At 67.1% G+C, this 19812-nt stretch carries 17 protein-coding genes; 9 read left to right on the top strand and 8 right to left on the bottom strand.

Annotated elements, in window-relative coordinates; translation table 11 throughout:
* The first annotated feature begins 19 nt into the window (after positions 1-19).
* From ABDW59_RS13980 to bamC, 6 genes are all read left to right on the top strand, one after another.
* Positions 20-1255, top strand: coding sequence for an MFS transporter (locus ABDW59_RS13980; RefSeq protein ID WP_343630451.1), 1236 nt, complete (start codon positions 20-22; stop codon positions 1253-1255).
* A gap of 58 nt (positions 1256-1313) precedes the next feature.
* Complete coding sequence (locus ABDW59_RS13975) at positions 1314-1448, top strand: hypothetical protein (protein ID WP_343630450.1); 135 nt, start codon at positions 1314-1316, stop codon at positions 1446-1448.
* A 49-nt stretch (positions 1449-1497) separates the two neighbouring features.
* Positions 1498-2301, top strand: coding sequence for an SDR family oxidoreductase (locus ABDW59_RS13970; RefSeq protein ID WP_343630449.1), 804 nt, complete (start codon positions 1498-1500; stop codon positions 2299-2301).
* The gene (locus ABDW59_RS13965; protein WP_343630448.1) at positions 2298-2993 is read left to right on the top strand and encodes a class I SAM-dependent methyltransferase; all 696 of its coding nucleotides are present in this window, start codon (positions 2298-2300) and stop codon (positions 2991-2993) included. The genes ABDW59_RS13970 and ABDW59_RS13965 overlap by 4 nt, the downstream gene beginning before the upstream one ends.
* Before the next feature lie 62 nt (positions 2994-3055).
* Complete coding sequence (gene dapA / locus ABDW59_RS13960; RefSeq protein WP_343630447.1) at positions 3056-3937, top strand: 4-hydroxy-tetrahydrodipicolinate synthase; 882 nt, start codon at positions 3056-3058, stop codon at positions 3935-3937.
* Positions 3938-4048: 111 nt separating this feature from the next.
* The gene (gene bamC / locus ABDW59_RS13955; protein WP_343630446.1) at positions 4049-5218 is read left to right on the top strand and encodes an outer membrane protein assembly factor BamC; all 1170 of its coding nucleotides are present in this window, start codon (positions 4049-4051) and stop codon (positions 5216-5218) included.
* 243 nt (positions 5219-5461) lie between these two features.
* Here bamC and ABDW59_RS13950 read toward each other — a convergent pair whose 3' ends face one another.
* The 3 genes from ABDW59_RS13950 to ABDW59_RS13940 form a co-directional block, all read right to left on the bottom strand.
* On the bottom strand, positions 5462-5659 hold the full coding sequence (locus tag ABDW59_RS13950; protein WP_084452888.1) for a hypothetical protein: 198 nt from the start codon (positions 5657-5659) through the stop codon (positions 5462-5464).
* A gap of 157 nt (positions 5660-5816) precedes the next feature.
* Entirely contained in the window at positions 5817-6332 is a 516-nt protein-coding gene (locus tag ABDW59_RS13945) for a hypothetical protein (RefSeq protein WP_343630445.1), read from the bottom strand.
* 87 nt (positions 6333-6419) lie between these two features.
* Positions 6420-7577 carry a cupin domain-containing protein gene (locus tag ABDW59_RS13940; RefSeq protein WP_343630444.1) on the bottom strand — a complete coding sequence of 386 codons (1158 nt, stop codon included), beginning with the start codon at positions 7575-7577 and terminating at the stop codon, positions 6420-6422.
* 57 nt (positions 7578-7634) lie between these two features.
* On the opposite strand from ABDW59_RS13940, the gene ABDW59_RS13935 reads away from it, so the two are divergent.
* Positions 7635-8156, top strand: coding sequence for a peptidylprolyl isomerase (locus ABDW59_RS13935; RefSeq protein ID WP_343630443.1), 522 nt, complete (start codon positions 7635-7637; stop codon positions 8154-8156).
* 61 nt (positions 8157-8217) lie between these two features.
* On the opposite strand, the gene ABDW59_RS13930 is transcribed toward ABDW59_RS13935, so the two are convergent.
* The 4 genes from ABDW59_RS13930 to ABDW59_RS13915 all read right to left on the bottom strand — a co-directional run bounded on the left by ABDW59_RS13930 (position 8218) and on the right by ABDW59_RS13915 (position 12500).
* Positions 8218-9276: an EAL domain-containing protein gene (locus ABDW59_RS13930; RefSeq protein WP_343630442.1), complete on the bottom strand. Its 1059-nt coding sequence runs from the start codon at positions 9274-9276 to the stop codon at positions 8218-8220.
* Positions 9277-9354: 78 nt separating this feature from the next.
* Positions 9355-11460 carry an ATP-binding protein gene (locus tag ABDW59_RS13925; RefSeq protein ID WP_343630441.1) on the bottom strand — a complete coding sequence of 702 codons (2106 nt, stop codon included), beginning with the start codon at positions 11458-11460 and terminating at the stop codon, positions 9355-9357.
* Positions 11453-12121, bottom strand: a complete 669-nt coding sequence (locus ABDW59_RS13920) for a response regulator transcription factor (RefSeq protein WP_343630440.1) — start codon at positions 12119-12121, stop codon at positions 11453-11455. The genes ABDW59_RS13925 and ABDW59_RS13920 overlap by 8 nt, the downstream gene beginning before the upstream one ends.
* Before the next feature lie 142 nt (positions 12122-12263).
* Positions 12264-12500, bottom strand: a complete 237-nt coding sequence (locus tag ABDW59_RS13915; protein ID WP_343630439.1) for a hypothetical protein — start codon at positions 12498-12500, stop codon at positions 12264-12266.
* A gap of 609 nt (positions 12501-13109) precedes the next feature.
* Here ABDW59_RS13915 and fusA point away from each other — a divergent pair.
* Positions 13110-15212 (top strand): elongation factor G, encoded by a 2103-nt coding sequence (gene fusA / locus ABDW59_RS13910; protein WP_343630438.1) that lies wholly within the window; start codon positions 13110-13112, stop codon positions 15210-15212.
* A gap of 110 nt (positions 15213-15322) precedes the next feature.
* Positions 15323-18715, top strand: coding sequence for an amidohydrolase family protein (locus tag ABDW59_RS13905; RefSeq protein ID WP_343630437.1), 3393 nt, complete (start codon positions 15323-15325; stop codon positions 18713-18715).
* Here the strand turns inward: ABDW59_RS13905 and ABDW59_RS13900 are convergent, their stop codons facing one another.
* Positions 18716-19426: a hypothetical protein gene (locus tag ABDW59_RS13900; protein WP_343630436.1), complete on the bottom strand. Its 711-nt coding sequence runs from the start codon at positions 19424-19426 to the stop codon at positions 18716-18718.
* Positions 19427-19812: the final 386 nt, after the last annotated feature.

Genomic DNA, 19812 nt, shown 5'->3' with positions numbered 1-19812 from the left:
CAGCCACTACATTCGCGACATGAGCGCGACCTCCCCCTCCCTCCCCCCGGCGCGGACCCTGAGCCTGCGTCAGGTGCTGATCTGCGGCGCCGCGATCGTGACGATGTCCATGGGCATCCGGCACGGCTTCGGGCTCTGGCTGACACCGATCACCGTCGACCGCGGCTGGACGCGCGAGGCCTTCTCGCTGGCGCTCGCCGTGCAGAACCTGGCCTGGGGCGCGGCCGGCCCCTTCGCCGGCATGCTGGCCGACCGCTTCGGCGCGCTGCGCGTGCTGGTGGCAGGCGCGCTGCTGTATGCGGCGGGACTGGCGCTGATGGCGGTCTCCACGACCTCGGCCGGCTTCCTCGGCAGCGCGGGCGTGCTGATCGGGCTGGCGCAGTCGGGCACGACCTACGCGGTGGTCTATGGGGTGATCGGGCGCAACGTCGCGCCGGAGAAGCGCTCCTGGGCCATGGGCGTGGCCGCAGCGGCGGGTTCCTTCGGCCAGTTCCTGATGGTGCCGGTCGAGAACTGGCTGATCGGCTACGGGGGCTGGCAGAACGCGCTGTTCGTGCTGTCCATCGCGGCCTGCGTGATCATCCCGCTGGCCTTCGGCCTGCGCGAGCCGGCCCGCGACGCGGCCCACGGCGGTCATCATCAGAGCATCGGTCAGGCGCTGCGCGAGGCTTTCGGCTACCGCAGCTTCCAGCTGCTGATGCTGGGTTACTTCGTCTGCGGCTTCCAGGTGGTGTTCATTGGCGTGCACATGCCCAGCTACCTGAAGGACCACGGCCTGTCGCCGCAGGTCGCGACCAACGCCCTCGCCCTGATCGGCCTGTTCAACGTATTCGGCACCTATGCGGCCGGCTCGCTGGGCCAGCGGCTGCCCAAGCGCTACCTGCTGTCGGGCATTTATCTGTTGCGCTCCGTCGCGATCACCCTTTTCCTGAGCGTGCCGCTCAGCCCCGTCAGCGTCTACCTGTTCGCGGCGGTGATGGGCGTGCTGTGGCTGTCCACCGTGCCGCCGACCAACGCGATCGTGGCGCAGATCTTCGGCGTGCAGCACATGTCCATGCTGGGCGGCTTCGTCTTCTTCAGCCACCAGATCGGCAGCTTCCTGGGCGTGTGGCTGGGCGGCAAGCTCTACGACGCGACCGGCTCCTATGACGTGGTCTGGTATCTGGCGATCGCGCTGGGCATCATGGCGATGCTGGCCAACCTGCCGGTGCGGGAGTCGGCGATCTCGCGCCGACCGGCCCCCGCCGCCGCCTGACGATCAACGTCCCGCCGCAACGCCGCAATGCCACACCGACGCAACGCCTGACCCCACCATGAAGGCACGTCCGTTGCTCCTCAGGAGTCTGGTCTGGCTGGCGATCCTGGCGGTGCTGGGCGCGGTCTTCCTGGCCTACTCGCAACCGTCGCTGATGCAGCAGCTGGCGGACCGGCTCTGGGCCTGTTTCTGATCCCGCTTTCTAGCCTGAAATCAAGTACAACAGCGATGGAGACAAGCACATGGTCGTGATCATCACCGGCGCCTCCGACGGCATCGGCGCCGAGCTGGCCCGTCAATGGGCGCGGCGTGAGGGCGCCAAGCTCACGCTGGTCCTGGCGGCGCGCAGCGTCGACAAGCTGGAGCAGGTGGCCGCCGAGTGCGAGGCCTTGGGCGCGCGCACCCTGGTGCAGCGCTGCGACGTCGAATCGCAGGAGGACTGCCAGGCGCTGATCCATGCGACGCTGGGCGCCTTCGGTGCGGTCGACGTGCTGGTCAACAATGCCGGCATGTCGGCCCACGCGCTGTTCGACCAGGTCAAGGACCTGGCCTGGTACCAGCGCCTGATGCAGATCAACCTGTGGGGATCGGCCTGGTGCACGCAGGCGGCGCTGCCGGCGCTCAAGGCGTCCAAGGGTCGCATCGTCGCGGTCTCCAGCCTGGCGGGACTGCTCGGCATCCCCGGCCGGACCGCCTACAGCGCCAGCAAGTTTGCAATGACCGGCTTCTTCGAGGCGCTGCGCACCGAGGTCTCGGTCGACGGCGTCAGCGTGACCATCGCCTATCCCGGCGTGGTCGACACGCAGATCCGCTATCGCGGCTTCAACGCGCAGGGCAAGGCCGCGGGCCTGAGCAGCCTGGACGAGCGCGGCGCGATGACGGTCCAGGAATGCGCCAGGCTGATCCTTGACGGCACCCTCGCCCGCGAGCGCGACATCGTCATGACCGCCAAGGGCAAGCTGGGGCGCTGGCTCAAGCTGCTGGCGCCGGCCATGGTCGACCGCATGGCGATGAAGGCACTCAAGAAGGAGCAGCGGCCCGCATGAGCCTGGTGTCGTCTTCCTCGTCTTCCTCGTCTTCCTCACCCCTGCCGGCCGGCGTGCCTGCGGCACATCCCTCGCCCGCCGCGCCCAGCGACTGGGTGACGCGCTGGGCCGACCAATGGCCCGCCGGCGTGTCGGTGCTGGACCTGGCCTGCGGGTCGGGCCGCCATCTTCGACCGCTCGCCGACGCCGGCTTGCGGCTGTGCGGCGTCGACCGGGATGGGCAGGCGCTTTCAGGACTGGCGTCGTGGGCGTCAAGCGCCGGCATCGCCGACCGCGTCGAGCTGATCGAGGCCGACATCGAGCAAGGACCGTGGCCGCTGCAGGGGCGCGTCTTCGATGCGGTGGTCGTGACCAACTACCTTTGGCGTCCGCTGCTGCCGCGGATCGTGGCGGCGGTCGCGCCCGGCGGCTGGCTGATTTACGAGACCTTTACCGATGGACAGCAGACGATCGGGCGCCCCTCGCGGCCCGAGTTCCTGCTGCGGCCGGGCGAGCTGCTCGACGTCGCCCGCGGCCTGCGCGTGATCGCTTTCGAAGAGGGATTCATCGAGGGGACGGGCACGGGCACCCCGCTCGGAGGCGTCAACGGGCGCTACGTCCAGCGCGTTGCTGCCATTCGCGAAAATTCGGCGCCCGCGAGCGCGCCGGAGGGCTCGCCGGGCGGGGTCTTCCCGAGGGTTCGGCTGCGCTGAGCGCGACCCGCCGGGAGCGGCCCGCCGCTTCAGTAGAATCCGCCGATCACGAGGAATCCTCAATGAACGCAATTGTTGGCAGCATCGTCGCGCTGGTCACGCCGATGCACGAAGACGGCCGCATCGATTTCGATGGGCTGCGCAGTCTGATCGACTGGCACATCGACCAGGGCACCGACGTCATCGGCGTCGTCGGCACGACGGGCGAGTCCCCGACGGTGACGATGGAAGAGAACCGCGAAGTGATCCGTGTCGCGGTGGAACACGTCAAGGGCCGCAAGCCCGTGCTGGCCGGTACCGGCGCCAACGCCACGGCCGAAGCCATCGAGCTGAGCCGCTTCGCCAAGCAGGTCGGCGCCGACGCCACGCTGTCGGTCGTCCCCTACTACAACAAGCCCTCGCAGGAAGGCATCTATCAGCACTTCAAGGCGATCGCCGAGGCGGTCGACATTCCGATGATGCTGTACAACGTGCCCGGCCGGACCGTTGCGGACATGCTCCCCGAGACCGCCATCCGCTGCGCGGCCCTGCCCGGCGTCTTCGGCATCAAGGAAGCCACCGGCAACATCGAGCGCGCCGCCTGGCTGATCAAGCATGCGCCCAGGGGCTTCTCGATCTACTCGGGCGACGACGGCACCGCCATCGCGATGATGCTGATGGGCGGCCGCGGCTCGGTGAGCGTCACCGCCAACGTGGCTCCCAAGGCCATGCACGAGATGTGCACCGCCGCCATCGAGGGCCGCGTGCGCGAGGCCACCGCCCTGCACTTCCAGTTGCTGCCCCTGCACAAGCAGCTGTTCTGCGAACCCAGCCCGGCCCCGACCAAGTGGGCCCTGGACAAGCTGGGCCGCTGCGGCAACCACCTGCGCCTGCCGCTGACGCCGCTGACCGCTTCCGGCGCCAGCCTGGTCGAAGGCGCCATGCGCGAGGCCGGCCTGCTCTAATCGCGAAGTCCGGCGCGAGCCGGCTTCGCCCTGTTCTGCCTGAACCCCGCAGTTTTCACCCGATTTCCTGAAGCGGCACCGCGCCGCAGCGAACCCTTGGAGATGTCTAGCGTGACTCGTTCCCTTTCCGAAACCGGCGCCTCCACCCCGGTGCGCGTGGCCTGCTTGATGGCACTGGCCTCGCTGACGGCGTGCAGCACGTTCGACAGCATGACCTCGGGCGACAAGGTCGACTACCGCGGTCAAGCCCGCCAGACCACCGGTCTGGACGTGCCGCCCGACCTGACCCAGCTGCCCCGCGAGAACCGCCCGACCGGCCCGATCAGCGCCGCTCAACTGGCCGCGCAGCCGGCGGGGCAGCGCACCGTCGCCCCGACCGCCGGCGGCCCGGGCACCGTCGCGCTGGACAAGGCCGGCACCGTCAGCTACGAGCGCCTGGGCAACGCCCGCTGGCTGCACAGCTCGCTGCCGCCGGAACAGCTCTGGCCGCAGATCAAGGGCTTCTGGGAAGAGCGCGGCTTCACCCTGGAGACCAACGACCCGAACGTCGGCGTGATGGAGACCAGCTGGGCCGAAAACCGCGCCAAGCTGCCGCTGGACTTCATCCGCAAGACCGTCGGCAATCTGCTGGATTCGCTCTACTCCACCGGCGAGCGCGACCGCTTCCGCACCCGTCTGGAGCGCAACGAGCAAGGCGGCACCGACATCTACGTGACGCACCGCGGCATGGTCGAGGTCTACACCAACACCCAGAAGGACGACACGGCCTGGCAGCCGCGCCCGGCGGATCCGCAGCTCGAGGCCGAGATGATGTCGCGCCTGATGCTCAAGCTGGGCGGCAAGGATGACGACGCCAAGGCCGTGGCCGACGCGAAGCAGCCGCCGGTGCAAGGTTTCGGCGCCGTCGCCACCAGCGGCAACGTGCCCAAGTCCCTGGCCGACGTGCCGGACCAGCTGCAGATCAACGAGGACTTCGACCGCGCCTGGCGCCGTGTCGGCCAATCGCTGGATCGTCACGGCTTCACCATCGAAGACCGCGACCGCAAGCAAGGCCTGTTCTTCCTGCGCTATGCCGACCCCAACCAGGCCGGCAAGGAAGAGCCGAACTTCTTCCAGAAGCTGTTCGGTGCGACCGGTGCGTCCTCGGCGGTCCGCTACCGCGTGGCGGTCAAGTCGGAAGGCAACAAGTCGACGGTCCAGGTGCTGGACGACAAGGGTCAGCAGCAGACCAACGAGTTGGCCAAGCGCATCCTGCAGCTGCTGATGGAAGACGTCCGCTGAGGGCTCCGCCGATCTGGCGTACGCCATCAGTTTGCGCAAAACAAAACGCCACCTTCGGGTGGCGTTTTTCATGGCGAGTCGCGGCGGCTTTCCGCGGCCAAGGCTGGAGGCTTATATCCAGTCAAATACCAGCGGTGCGGCTACTCGACCAAAGCGCCACCAAAGCCCGTGCGCAGAAACAAACGGGCAAAGAAAAAGCCGCATGGGCGGACCCATGCGGCTTTTTCGAGACGAGTGATCGTCTTAGTTGCTGGCGGCCGAAGCGGGAGCCGAAGCGTCCGAGGCAGCAGCCGAAGCTTCAACGGCGGGGGCCGAAGCTTCAACGGCGGGAGCCGAAGCTTCCGGAGCGGGCGTCGCCACGGGAGCGGCTTCTTCCTTCTTGCCGCAAGCGGTCAGAGCAACAGCGGCCAGCAGGGAGGCCATCAGGATCGACTTTTTCATACTTGTCCTCAAGTAACTTTTAGACGAACAATCAATTACCGGTAATTAATGAAGTCGTACCAGAGTACAAGTACGAGCTTCAGCAGACCAAGACGTGAGAAACCTCGAGCGCTTCCCTCGCCTAGCCAACGATTATAGCCACCAGTTTGTAATCTCCTTACAAGCCTAGGGTGCTGCTGGCGAACGAGTCCGCAGACCGTTGCTCAATAGCGTCAAACCACTCGCGCGCCAAGGCTTCTTCCCTCGAATCGCGCAGGCTCAACGAAGCCCGCACCGGCGACCACAATCTCATCGCGAGCAATCCGGGTGCCAGCACCAGGCCCTGAGGCGCGGGCTGACCGCGGTCGATCGCTTCCACCGGGTCGTAGGCCCGGGCGCTCACGACGTGGTCGTGCAGTTGCCGCCATTGGACGAAGCGCGGATGGACGCGACGCAGCGCTTCATAGTCAGCGGCGAGCAGCCGCAGCCGGCGATGCGGCAGCGCCCAGTGGTGCAGCGCATCCAGCAGCTCCGGATCGGAGAGCGGCCAGCCGACGAAGTCCGCGTCCATGCAGCACAGCTCGCGGCCGCCCTGCTCCGCCGCCAGCAGCAGCGCTTGCCGCAGCATTTGCCGGACCTCTTCCGCGGACTCGACCAGGCCCGTGCGGATCGGGCGTTCGGGGGCTTGGGGCATGGTGCTCGGCTCCTGGAGGGTGGCGGTTCGATCGCTCGCTCGAACGATCTCACGTCGATCACGCGGATCTGGTGGCGCAGGCCGAAATCAGGCGGGCAGCACCCAGCCGTCTTCCGTCCATTGATCCAGCAAATCGCGTGCGCCCGCGCTCAGCCGGCGCACCTCGGCGGCGCTGAGCGCCCGCTGGTCGGCGAGCCGCCGCATCAGCGTCGCATCGCGGCCGCCCGCGCGGAAAGACTGTCCATTGATGAAGACATGGGCCGCGTCATACATCATCCGCGACCGTGCGCTCAACCGCGCGCCCTGCCCTTCGGGCAAGGCTTCGCCCGGCTCGAAGAACACGCGCGGCTTGGGCTCGGTCAGCGCTTCGCCCAAGGCGCGCTCCAGCGCCAGCGGCTGGGAGGCGGCCTTCAGCACGGCATCGCGCGCGAAGCTCAGCAATTGCTCGGGGATGCGACCCGGCTCGGCCGTCGCCGTCTGGCTCGGATCCGTGTACATGCGATCACCGCGGGGCGCTTCCTCGTCGTCGGTCAGGCGGACCAGCAACTCGTTCGCGAGCTCGCTGCGCCAGGGCGAGCGGAAGCCCACCGATGCCGTCATGCAATCGCCTCCGACCGCCACGCCGTCATGGGCCCAGCCCGGCGGCAGATACAGCATGTCGCCGGCTTCCAAGGTGAACTCCTGCTCCGGCTCGAAATTGGACAGCACCTTCAGCGGCACGTCCTCGCGCAACGCGCCGGTGGTCGACACGCCCAGGCGGCCGATGCGCCAATGCCGCTTGCCGCTGACCTGGATCAGGAACACGTCGTACGAATCGAAATGCGGGCCGACGCCGCCGCCGTCGCTGGCATAGGACAGCATCAAATCGTCCAGGCGCGCTTCGGGAACGAAGCGGAAGCGGCTCAGCAGCTCATGCGCGGCGGGGACGTGCAGGTCCAGGCCCTGCACCAGCAGGGTCCACTGCGCTTTGCTCCAGGCAGGCAGCTTCGGAATCGGGCCTTGGCGCATCGTCCAGCGATCGCCGCTCTGCTGGGCGACCAGGCGCGATTCGACGTCCTCGCTCGCGGCCAGTCGTGCCAGCCCGGCGCGGTCGATCGGCGGCTGCACGCCCGGCAGCGCCTGGCGGACCAGCAGCGGCTGCTTCTGCCAGTGGCGCTTCATGAACTGGGCCGGGCTGAGCCCGCCCAGCAGCGGCGTCTTGCCGTCGATGGTCGGGAGCGTGGAGGGAGAGGTCTTCGGGGTCATGGGGGCGCATTGTCCTTCGGCGCGAAGGCCCGAGGATGGTGATGAGACAATCGCGCGATGCAAATCACTGCCCCCTGCGTCGTCTCCCTGACCTGGAGACTCGAGGACGCTCAAGGCCAATCCGTCGAAGTCCTGGATCCGCCGATGGAATTCTTCTACGGCGGCGAAGACCTGTTCGCAAAGGTCGAGGAAGCGCTGGTCGACAAGGTCACCGGCGACGAAGTCAGCGTCGCCCTGGAGCCCGAGGACGCCTTCGGCGATTACATCAGCGACCTGGTCTGCTTCGAACCCCGCGAGGTCTTCCCCGAGAACGTCGAGGTCGGCATGCAGTTCGAAGGCCTGCCCGAAGGCGCCTCGACGCCCGACATGCCCGCCGATCGCATCTACACCGTGACCGAGGTCTACCCCGAGCACGTGGTGCTGGACGGCAACCATCCGTTGGCGGGCATCGGCCTGCGCATCCACGTGACCGTCTGCGACGTGCGAGAGGCGACGGAGGAAGAGATCGAGGCCGGCACGCTGGGCGATTCCGGCTTCTCCGTCGCCGCCGGCCCCGGTCCGGACGACCAGGTCCACTGAGCGCTCTTCCCCGCGCCGCGCCAACCCGGGAGGGTTTCCGCGGCGCTTTCCCGGTGGCGCGTCAAGGCTCGCGCGAGCACAGCCGCCGATACAGATCGAACACCTTGGCCTCGAGCTCACCCGGACTGCCGCAGGTCCGCGCGACGATCAGCCGCGCCCGGTAGTTGTAGATCTGCTCGCGCACGGCGACCGACCAGCTCTGACCGCCCGAGGACAGATCGAAGGTGGTGATGCGCAGGATGTGCAGCCACCCGACCAGCACGTCGATCGGAAAGCGGAGCAGCACGTCCGCCAGCGTCGCGGGACGCTGGTCCGAGCCGGCGTAGATCCGATGCAGCATCAGCAGCCGGATCACCAGCGCCGGGTCCGAGCCCGCCAGCATGGCCAGCGCGTCGTGCGGCACGCCCTGTCGCGCGAGCCCGTAGACCCGGCCCACCACGTCCATGTCGCAGCTGGGCAGCGCTCGCGGCGTTTCCTCCTGAGCGGGCGTGATCAGGTCGCCCTGGAAGAAGCGCAACCCGAGCGCCCTCAGACGCAGGTAATCGGTGGGATCACCGACCCGCTCGGCAATCAGCGGCACCCCCTGCCGGCGTGCGATCTCGATCAGATCGGTCCACACCGTCGGCGATGCGAGCGAGGCATCCAGCTTCAGATAGGAGAGCATCGGCAGCCATTGCAGCCGCTCATCCGTCGGCGAGGTCAATCCGGCGAGCGCGAATCGATACCCGCGCGCATGCAGCTGCGCGATGCGCCGCGTCACGGGAGGCTCGACAGGGATGGCTTGCGGCAGTTGGATCACGCCCAACGCCCCGCAGAGCACGTCGGCGATCGGGCAGAGCAGCGTCGCCGCATCCATTTCCACGAACAGCAGGCCCGGACGCCGATGCGTCAGGCAACCTTCAAGCAAGGACTGCCCCAGCAGCATGCTCACCGCATAGGGACTGGGAGGCGGCAGCGCACGTCGAGGGCCGTCGCCCCAACGGAAGCTGAGCTCATGCCCCATCGGCGCGACGGAGCCGTCGACGATGGGCTGCCGCGCGAATCGAATGCGCGCGGGTTCCGGATGGATGAGCGGACGAGTGGACGCGGCGTTGCCGCGAGGGGGTCGGGAGGATTGCATGGCCGGGGGACACACCGGAGTGCCCGTTCGATTGGGCGGGCACCCAGTATTTCCAGGAACGGCCCGGCGTTCGATGGCCTAGCTCAGTGGCAATGCAGGCACTTCCCACTGAGAACTGTCGGCGACCGACTCGTTTCTCGGACCGCCGGGCTCCGCGAGGACCAAGGACAGGCGCAATCGGGTCCGCGCGCCCTCGCTGGTGCGCTCGAAATGGAAGTCGCCGCCGATGCGCTCGGCACGACGACGCAGTCCTTCCAGGCCGCTGCCGCCGGACAGCGGCGAGCCCTCCCCCGCCACCGGAGCGATCAGCGCGACGCCGTCCGCGTCGCGCATGCGGCCGTTGTCCTCGATCACGACCTCGAGGATCTCGCCCTGCAACACCGCCATGCGGATCGACAGGCGACTTGCGTTGGCGTACTTGATGGTGTTGGCCACCGATTCTTCGACGATGCGCATCACCTGCTTGGACAGGTCGTTCAACAACACGATTTCGGGCCCCTCGGGAATGTCGTACTCGATCTGGAACTCGGCGCGGCTCAAGGATTCATCGAGTGAGCTGCAGTAGGTGAAGAGCACGTCATGGACGCTGCGCTCCTCGTGGACCTCGGTGACGGAGATGATCTCGCGCAGGTCGCGCAGCGCGTCCATCAGCCGCGCCTCAAGGCGCCCGTGGTCGATCTCCCGATCGCGCACGCTGAACAGCGTCGTCACCAGCTTGGAGCCGATGCCGTCGTGCAGGTCGCGATAGATGCGGTCGCGCTCGCCTTGGGCGGCGGCCTCGTTCTCCATCTCGCGCTGGCGGTTGTAGCTGACCAGCAGCTCACGTTCGCGCTGCTGCAGGGTCTCGGTCAGGATGCGGTTGTTGTCGCGGATCCGCTTCACGTTGGACTGAAACTTGGTCAGCAGGATCTGCGCGACGACGAACAGCAGCAGCGGCACGCTCAGGTGGCTCAGGAAGATCGGGGTGACCAGCAGGTGCACCAGCGACCATCCGGCATCCGGGACCGGCATGCTGATCAGCTGCAGCACCGCGTTGTGGTCCCGCAGCGCAAAGACCTGGGCGAGCACGGACTGGAACAACAGGGAGGTCGCCACGCGGGATCGCGTTCGCGCCACATGCAAGGCCAGGCGAGAGCAGGCGAAGAGGTGGAACATCAGCAGCAGCGGCAGCCAGTAGGCATCGAGCCACTCCCGGCCGCGCATGCCGAGCACCGGGTAGACCACGGCGGCGAAGGACGCGGCGCCGATGAGGATCAGGCGCCCGCGACGATCCAGCGGCTCCCCGATGAAGGCGAAGATGAACAATGTCAACACAGCGACCACACCGCCCATGCAGGCGTACTGCGCCCACATCCACGCGCCGATCCAGTCGACGGGGACTCGCGGCAACAGGATCAGGCCGAACAGCACCGACCACAGCACCGTGGTCGCTCCCGCATGCAGGAAGACGGCACCGTCCTTGGGGCTCGCCAGCCAAGCCCCCAGCATGAACATGCCCGCCAGCAGGCAGAAGACGTTGGAGGCGTTCGCGAGCGACGAGCCGATGAAGTAGGTCAGCTCGTAAATGTGGGAGACGGTGTCGATGTCGCCCAGATAGATCGGGGCGATCTGGACCTGCGGGTCCCAGGAGGTCAGCTCGATGGTGAGGATGTTGCCCTCGGGGCGGAGCAGCCGGCGCGCCAGCGGCGCCTGCAGCGGCCGGAACCACTTGTAGCGAATCTCATCGTTCGATTTCGGAAGGCCTGCGATCCAGACGTCGTTCAGATAGACGTCCATCCCGTCGAGCGCCTGGCTGATCAGCAGGCTTTTGCGCGGGCTGCGCGAGCCGCCCGCGAGCAACTCTCCGGCCCGTCCACCGCAGCACTCGGCGGGGCGAGCCAGATAGCGGTCGAGGTCGATGCGAAGGCGCAGACGGCGCAGGCCGCCGACGTTGCTCAGATCGCGGAAGTACGGGAGCGGGATGCGCGCCTCGTCGACGACGGTCGGGCCGGGCAGGCGCGGCAGCTCCGGGCCGATGTCCTGAGCCCCCGGCAGCGCCTGGACGATCTGGAGATTCTCCCCGCGCTCGATGCGATGCACCCGCGTGGCCAGGCTGCTGGTGGCGACGACCACGAGCAGCAGCACGAAGGCAGTGAGCCAGAAGCACACCGCCTTCAACGAGCCACGACGGGGGGCACTAGTCATCGATCAACCCGTAGACCCGCGCGGCATTGGCCGCCATCGCGCGGGATTTCACGCCCAGCTTGCGATACACGCTGCGCAGATGTTGATTCACGGTGTGGTGCGAAATGCTCAGGCGCCGGCCGATCTCGACGATGGGATACCCCTCCACGAGATGACGCAGAACCTCCCATTCGCGATCGCCCATGCCGAAGGCCTTCAGCACCTTCTCGCGATCGAACTGCGGACGCTCGTTGCTTTCGAGCGCGGCATGGTGGTCGATGACCACCTTGGCCACGGCGGGGCTCAGCGGCGCTTGCCCGTTATGGGCGCTGACGAGTTTCTCCACCATCGAGGGCTGGATCTCGTCCTTCAGCAGATAGCCGCTGGCGCCGGCGCGCAGACTGCGCAGCACGTGCTTGCTGTCGCCAAAGGTGCTCACGACGATGCTGCGCGCCTCGGGGCATTTCTCCTTGACCAGCCGAATCAGGTCGACGCCGTCGACATCCGGCAAACCGAGGTCGACGACATACAGGTCTGCGCGATTCGCGAGAATCGCCGCGACGGCTTCCCCACGGTTTTTGGCCACGCCCACCACCTCACAGAAACTGCTGTTCGAAATCACGTCCACCAACCGTTTCATGACGGTTTGATCGTCTTCGATGATCACGATGGCGATACTCATTCGATTGACTCCTTCTCACGCGTTATTCCGATACCCCCGAGGGCCGGCACAGTTTCGCGAGATGAAGAAAACGAACAATTACCGAATCAAGTAAACCCCGATTCATCAGAATCGGGGGCCATCGCGGATCTCCTCGCGGCGCTCAGCGCCGCCGACGCGGCGACCCGATGGGCCGCGAAACCCGTCGCCATGGGGATCGCAGGCAATCCTCCAGGCTGGCGCCGAGACAGATGACCAGCAGGATCAGGCCCGCCGACCCGAGCAGATAACCAATTCCAGTTAGTTCAAACGAGGCACCGACCGGCCCGATTGCATCGGCCCAATTACAGGCGACACCTGAAGCCGTCAGTCCCAACGAAATGGCATACATGTTTTTCATGGCACAAATCCGTTCGCAAACCAGGCGGCAGTGTCACCGACCGCCCCCAGTTTGCTAATAACTCACAACCGGCATAGACCCACTTAAACTTGCTAGTACGGCTGGAAATTCGTGATGAATCGCATCCAAACCACTGGCCGCACCGATATAACCGCCTTGCGACCTTGACGATTCCGGCAAAACGTCCGCCGCTTGGGGGTTGCGCCATGCCCTGAAACAGGGAGGGCGCTCGCGGGGATGAGTGGGTGTCCCCCGAGATCGATGTCGCGCGCGCAAGGCCCAACTTGCGGTGCCCGGCGGCAGATGAGTCGCCGCGCTGGCGCGCGACCTCGCTCGTCGAACGATCCGGAGATCCAGGGAACCTGTGGGATCGGCGGTGGCGATCAGGAATCACCAGGGTTCGGGGTCAGGTCTCGCCGACGGCGCCGGGCGGCGTTGCATGGGGACGGGGCGAGCTGCACGAGCCAGGCGCCTCACCCCCAGCGGCGCCGGGCTCTTCCGAATGGTCGATGACAACCGTCATCGCTTCTCGGTACATTCATCGGCTTTCCCGGACCGTCGGCCGCCGTGGGGCCGCCGCGCGGCCCTTCATCGCCACTGGAGACCACCATGTCCCGCAAGACCCCCATCGAGCACTACCGCAACATCGGCATCTCGGCGCACATCGACGCCGGCAAGACGACGACGACGGAGCGCATCCTGTTCTACACCGGGGTCAATCACAAGATCGGCGAGGTGCACGACGGCGCCGCGACCATGGACTGGATGGAGCAGGAGCAGGAACGCGGCATCACCATCACCTCGGCCGCGACAACCTGCTTCTGGAAGGGCATGGACCGCTCGTACGCGGAGCACCGCATCAACATCATCGACACCCCGGGGCACGTGGACTTCACCATCGAAGTCGAGCGCTCGATGCGCGTGCTGGACGGCGCGGTGATGGTGTACGACTCGGTCGGCGGCGTGCAGCCGCAATCGGAGACCGTCTGGCGTCAGGCCAACAAGTACAAGGTGCCGCGCCTGGCCTTCGTGAACAAGATGGACCGCATCGGCGCGGACTTCTTCCGCGTGCGCCAGATGATGGTGGACCGGCTCAAGGCCAACCCGGTGCCGGTGGTGCTGCCCATCGGCGCCGAGGACCAGTTCAAGGGCGTGATCGACCTGATCAAGATGAAAGCCATCATCTGGGACGAGGCCACGCAGGGCATGCGCTTCGAGTACCAGGACATCCCCGCCGAGCTGCAGACGCAGGCGCAGGAATGGCGCGAGAAGATGGTCGAGGCCGCCGCCGAGGCCGACGAGGAACTCATGAACAAGTACCTCGAGTCGGGCGAGTTGACCGAGGCCGAGATCGTCCGCGCGATCCGCCAGCGCACCATCGCCGGCGAGATCCAGCCCATGCTGTGCGGCACCGCCTTCAAGAACAAGGGCGTGCAGCGCATGTTGGACGCGGTCATCGACTTCATGCCCTCCCCGATCGACATCCCGCCGGTGCACGGCACCGATGACGACGAGAAGGACACCACCCGCAAGGCCGACGACAACGAGAAGTTCAGCGCCCTGGCCTTCAAGCTGATGACCGACCCCTACGTGGGTCAGCTGACCTTCGTGCGGGTGTACTCGGGCATCCTGAAGTCGGGGGACTCGGTCTACAACCCGACGCGCGGCAAGAAGGAACGCATCGGCCGGATCCTGCAGATGCACGCCAACCAGCGCGAGGAGATCAAGGAGATCCTGGCCGGCGACATCGCCGCGTGCGTGGGCCTGAAGGATGTCACCACCGGCGAGACCCTGTGCGACCCGGATGCCATCATCACGCTGGAGAAGATGGTGTTCCCGGAGCCGGTGATCTCGCAGGCCGTGGAGCCCAAGACCAAGGCCGACCAGGAAAAGATGGGCCTGGCGCTGGGCCGGCTCGCCGCGGAGGATCCGTCCTTCCGCGTGCGCACGGACGAGGAATCGGGCCAGACCATCATCTCGGGCATGGGCGAGCTGCACCTGGAAATCATCGTGGACCGCATGAAGCGCGAGTTCAGCGTGGAGGCCAACGTGGGCAAGCCGCAGGTCGCCTATCGAGAGACGGTGCGCAAGTCGGTGCAGGACGTGGAAGGCAAGTTCGTGCGCCAGTCCGGCGGCAAGGGCCAGTACGGTCACGTGGTGTTCTCGCTGGACCCGCAGGAGCCGGGCAAGGGCTTCGAGTTCGTCGACGCGATCAAGGGCGGCGTGGTGCCGCGCGAGTACATCCCGGCCGTCGAGAAGGGCGTGATCGACTCGCTGCCCAACGGCGTGCTGGCGGGCTACCCGGTCGTGGACGTGAAGGTCACGCTGACCTTCGGCTCGTACCACGACGTGGACTCCAACGAGAACGCGTTCAAGATGGCCGCGTCGATGGGCTTCAAGGAAGCCTGCCGCCGCGCCAGCCCGGTGATCCTGGAGCCGATGATGGCCGTGGAGGTCGAGACCCCCGAGGACTACGCCGGCACGGTGATGGGCGACCTGTCCAGCCGCCGCGGCATGGTGCAGGGCATGGACGACATGGTCGGCGGTGGCAAGATCATCAAGGCGGAAGTCCCGCTGTCGGAGATGTTCGGCTACTCGACCTCGCTGCGGTCCGCGACGCAAGGCCGCGCGACCTACACGATGGAGTTCAAGCATTACTCCGAGGCGCCGAAGAACGTGGCCGACGCGATCATCACGTCGCGCGGGAAGTAAGCCGCCAGGTCCACTCCCCGCACGGCCATTCGTCACGCCCTGGCAAACCCGAGGGAGTCTCTTCGAGGCGGCCCTCTATGCTGCCCGCACTCTTCATCCCAGGGTGCCGCATGCCTGCCAAGACGCTCAAGAAGCCGACCTCGTTCTTCTCCGTCACGCCCGCCCGCGCGGGCGTGATCGCTTTCGGGCTCGCCCTGCAGGGCGCGGCCTTCGCGACCCTCGCCGCCGACGCGCCCTCTCCCGCGGCCGCGCCGGCCGCTGCTTCATTGGCCGCCTCGACGCCCGCCGCCAAGTGGAACGTCAACCAGCCGCCCGGCGACAAGCGCATCGCCAAGCTCGACGTGCGAAGCGGCACCTGGATGTCGGTCGACGTGAGCCCCGACGGCAAGCAGATCGTCTTCGACCTGCTCGGCGATCTCTACCTGATGCCGATCGAGGGCGGCGAGGCCAAGGCGCTGACGCACTCGATGGCCTGGGAGATGCAGCCGCGCTTCTCGCCCGACGGCAAGCGCATCGCCTTCGTGTCCGACGCGGGCGGCGGCGACAACATCTGGGTCATGAACGTCGACGGCAGCAACGCGCGCGCGATCACGACCGAGGACTTCCGCCTGCTCAACAACCCGGTCTGGCATCCCGGCGGCCAGTACATCGCCGCGCGCAAGCACTTCACCGGCACGCGCTCGCTGGGCAGCGGCGAGATCTGGCTGTACCACGTTGACGGCGGCAAGGGTCAGCAGCTCAACGAAAAGCCGAACTGGCAGAAGGACCTCGGCGAGCCGGCGCTTTCGCCCGACGGCAAGTTCCTCTACTACTCGCAGGACACGACGCCGGGCAGCAGCTTCGAATACAACAAGGACAGCAACGGCGAGATCTTCCGCATCCAGCGCCAGGACCTGAGCGACGGCAGCAGCGAATCCTTCGTCACCGGCCCCGGCGGCGCGATCCGCCCCACGCCCTCGCCCGACGGCAAGTACCTGGCCTTCATCCGTCGCCTGCGCGAAGCCGACGGCGCCCGCACCGCGCTGTTCCTGAAGGATCTCAAGACCGGCCGCGAGTTCCCCGTCTGGACCGGCTTGGAGCGCGATCTGCAGGAGTCCTGGTCGGTGCACGGCGTCTATCCGGGCATCGCCTGGACGCCCGACAGCAAGCAGGTGGTGGCCTGGGCGCAGGGCAAGCTGTGGCGCATCGACCCGTTCAAGTCCAGCGCCGCCGAGATCCCCTTCCACGTCAAGGACCAGCGCCAGATCACGCCCGCTGTGCGCTTCGCCCACGAGGTCGCGCCCGCCAGCTTCGAGTCGCGCATGCTGCGCTGGGTGCGCGTCGCGCCGGACGGCCAGCGAGTGGTGTTCTCCTCGGCCGGTTATCTCTATGCGAGCGAGCTGCGCGACGGCCGGCCCGTCGGCGAGGCCAAGCGGCTGACGGCGCAGACCGAGCGCTTCGAGTACTTCCCGGCCTTCTCCCGCGACGGTCGCCAGTTGGTCTACGTCAGCTGGAACGACGCGGAGCAGGCCCGGGTGCGCGTCCTCGACCTGGCCAGCGGCCGCGACACCGTCGTCACGGCCGAGCCCGGCAAGTACCTGACGCCGAGCTTCTCGCCCGACGGCAAGCGCATCGCCTACCGCAAGGCCAAGGGCGGCTACCTGACCTCGCCCTGGAACAGCCTGGAGCCCGGCATCTACGTCGCCTCGGCCGACGGCAAGGGGCAGCCGCGCCGCGTGACCAAGGACGGCGAGGCGCCGCAGTTCGGCGCGGATGCGGACACGCTCTACGTCACCCGCAACAAGCGCACCGGCGAGGTCGACGGCTTCCATCAGCTGGTCCGTCTGAACCTGACCGAACGCAGCGAGGTGGCGGTCGCCAAGAGCGAATTCGCGACCGCCTTCACCGTGTCGCCGGACGGGCAATGGCTGGGCTTCTCGGAGCGCTTCCACACCTACGTCACGCCGCTGGTGCCCAGCGGCAAGCTGCTGACCGTCGGACCCAAGGCGGAGGCGATGCCTGTGAAGAAGCTGGACGTCAACGCCGGCGACGACCTGCAGTGGTCGGGCGACGGCAAGGCCCGGCCCTATGCGCTGCATTACGCGCTGGGCAACGAGCTCTTCAGCGTGCCGCTGGAGCAGGCGCTGCAGCCCGGCTTCAAGCCGGCGGAGCGCGGCGCGCCCATCCACCTGACCTTGACGGCGGACAAGCCGCAGGGGCGCATCGCCATCGTGGGCGCGCGCATCGTCACGATGAACGCCGGCAAGCCCGACGAGGTCATCGAGGACGGCGTGATCCTGGTCGACGGCGACCGCATCGCGGCGATCGGGTCGCGGGCGGCGGTGTCGATTCCGGCGGGGACGGAAATCATCCAGGCGACCGGCAAGACCGTCATCCCCGGCCTGATCGACGCGCACTGGCACGGCACCATGGCGGAGAGCGAGATCATTCCGCAGCAGAGCTGGGTGAACTACGCCTCGCTGGCCTTCGGCCTGACGACGCTGCACGATCCATCCAATCGCACCAGCGACATCTACACGCAGTCGGAGATGCAGCGCACCGGGCGGGTCGTCGCGCCGCGGATCTTCTCGACGGGCACGGTGCTGTACGGGGCGAAGGCGGACTTCTCCGCGGTCATCAACAGCCTGGAGGACGCGCAGACGCATCTGAAGCGGCTGAAGGCGGCCGGCGCGATCAGCGTCAAGAGCTACAACCAGCCGCGCCGGGATCAGCGTCAGCAGGTGCTGGGGGCGGCGCGTGAGACGGGGATGATGGTCGTGCCCGAGGGGGGATCGCTGTTCCAGATGAACATGAACATGGTCATCGACGGCCATACCGGCATCGAGCACGCGCTGCCGGTGAGCAAGGTCTACGAGGACGTCAAGCAGCTGTGGCCGCAGACGCAGGTGGGCTACACGCCGACGCTGAACGTCGCCTACGGGGGGCTGGACGGCGAGCATTACTGGTACGCGCGCACGGACGTGTGGCGGCACCCCATCCTGAGCAAATACGTGCCCAAGTCCGTGCTGGAGCCGCGCAGCGTGCGCCGCGAGACGGCGCCGGAGGAGGACTTCAACGTCATCCAGGTCGCGAAGACGGCGACCGAGCTGCAGCGCGCGGGCGTGCCGGTCAACATCGGCGCGCACGGTCAGCGCGAGGGACTGGGCGCGCATTGGGAGATGTGGATGCTGGGCCTGGGCGGCATGAGCTCGCTGGAGGCCATCCGCGCGGCGACCTTGAATCCGGCGCGTTATCTGGGGCTGGACAAGGACATCGGCTCACTGGAGCCGGGCAAGCTGGCGGATCTGGTGATCCTGGACGGCGATGTGCTGAAGGACATCCGGCAGAGCGACCGGATCGCCAAGGTCATGCAAGGGGGCCGGGTCTTCGACATCCCGACCATGGATGAAGTCTGGCCGAAGAAGAAGGCCCGCAAGCCGTTCTTCTTCGATGGCGCGAATGCCAGTGCGCCGGTGGATGCCGAGGCGGCCGGCGTGGAGCACGGCCATGGGCATGGCGATTGATTAGACGGTGAGCACGCCGGAGGGTGGCGTGATCAGGTGAAGGCCGACATGCGTCGGATCCAGCGCGGCGACGATGCGGTCGAGCTGATGCAAGACCGTGTCGATGCGAGCGTTGAGCTCGTCGCGGGCGGCGGCCGTGTCGGACAGCTGGGATTTGAGGGCCTCGAGCTCCTTGCCGAGCTGCGCGGTCAGGCCTTCGAACTTGCCGTTGGTCTGAGCGACGGTGCTCTCGAGCTTGGCGTCGGTCTTGGCGGTCAGGTCCTCGATCTTGGCGTTGGCCAGATCCTTGGCCTGATCGACCAGGGCATCGATGCGCTCGTCGAGTTGATGACGCTGGTTGGCCACCGATTGCTGCAGGTGATTGACCTTGGCCATCCCGGCCAGGCCCAGCGCGGCGACGCCGGCGAGCGTGGCGGTGGTGCTCAGGAGAAGTCCGGGCAAGCCGCCGTGATCGGCTTGGGATGCGTTCGCGATTGCAGGCGAGGGGCCGGCCAGATCGGACGGCACGGGGGCGGCATCGGCGCTGGGAAGCGACAGCGGGGCTGATTGCTCAGCCAGGTTGTAAAGCGCGGCGTTGAGGTCGATGTCCTCGACGGGGACGCTCGAGGCGGCGTCGGCGGCTTGGGCTTGGGGGGCGTCGCCGGCCGCCGTGGACTCCTCGGCGGCCGGCTTGCGCCGCGCGACCCGCCCTGTGGCGAGCGAGTAGCGCATCTCAGCATTGGTAGCAGGAACGTCAGACGCGCCGACGGACGGGGAACGAAGCAGAGCAGGAACCTTCATGATCACGGCCTTTCGATGGAAAGGCTGAAGTCTCGCGATCAGGGGCGCCACCGGCATGTGCAAACTTGGGTGGTAGGTGTCGCATGACTCCCATTATTCCTGCCAGATCGGTAGCAAAGAACTGCATGCCGGATAGTTACGGCAACACCGAATGGCCGCTCGGCAACAGCGTGGCATCTGCGGGAGGGACCGGGTCTGTCAGTAAATTCGTGTGTGAGGCATAGCATGTCGATAAGGAGCATGAATGCCACGCAAGACGAAGACGAATTCAGGTGCAGACAAGGCAGCGCAGCCGCAGTTCTCGGCTGAGGCGCTTG

Origin of the sequence: Roseateles sp., assembly GCF_039595295.1 — a bacterium.
In the GTDB taxonomy this organism is placed as follows: domain Bacteria; phylum Pseudomonadota; class Gammaproteobacteria; order Burkholderiales; family Burkholderiaceae_C; genus Roseateles.
Note: the sequence above shows the minus strand (reverse complement) of the source record. Positions and strands in the feature narration are given on the sequence as shown.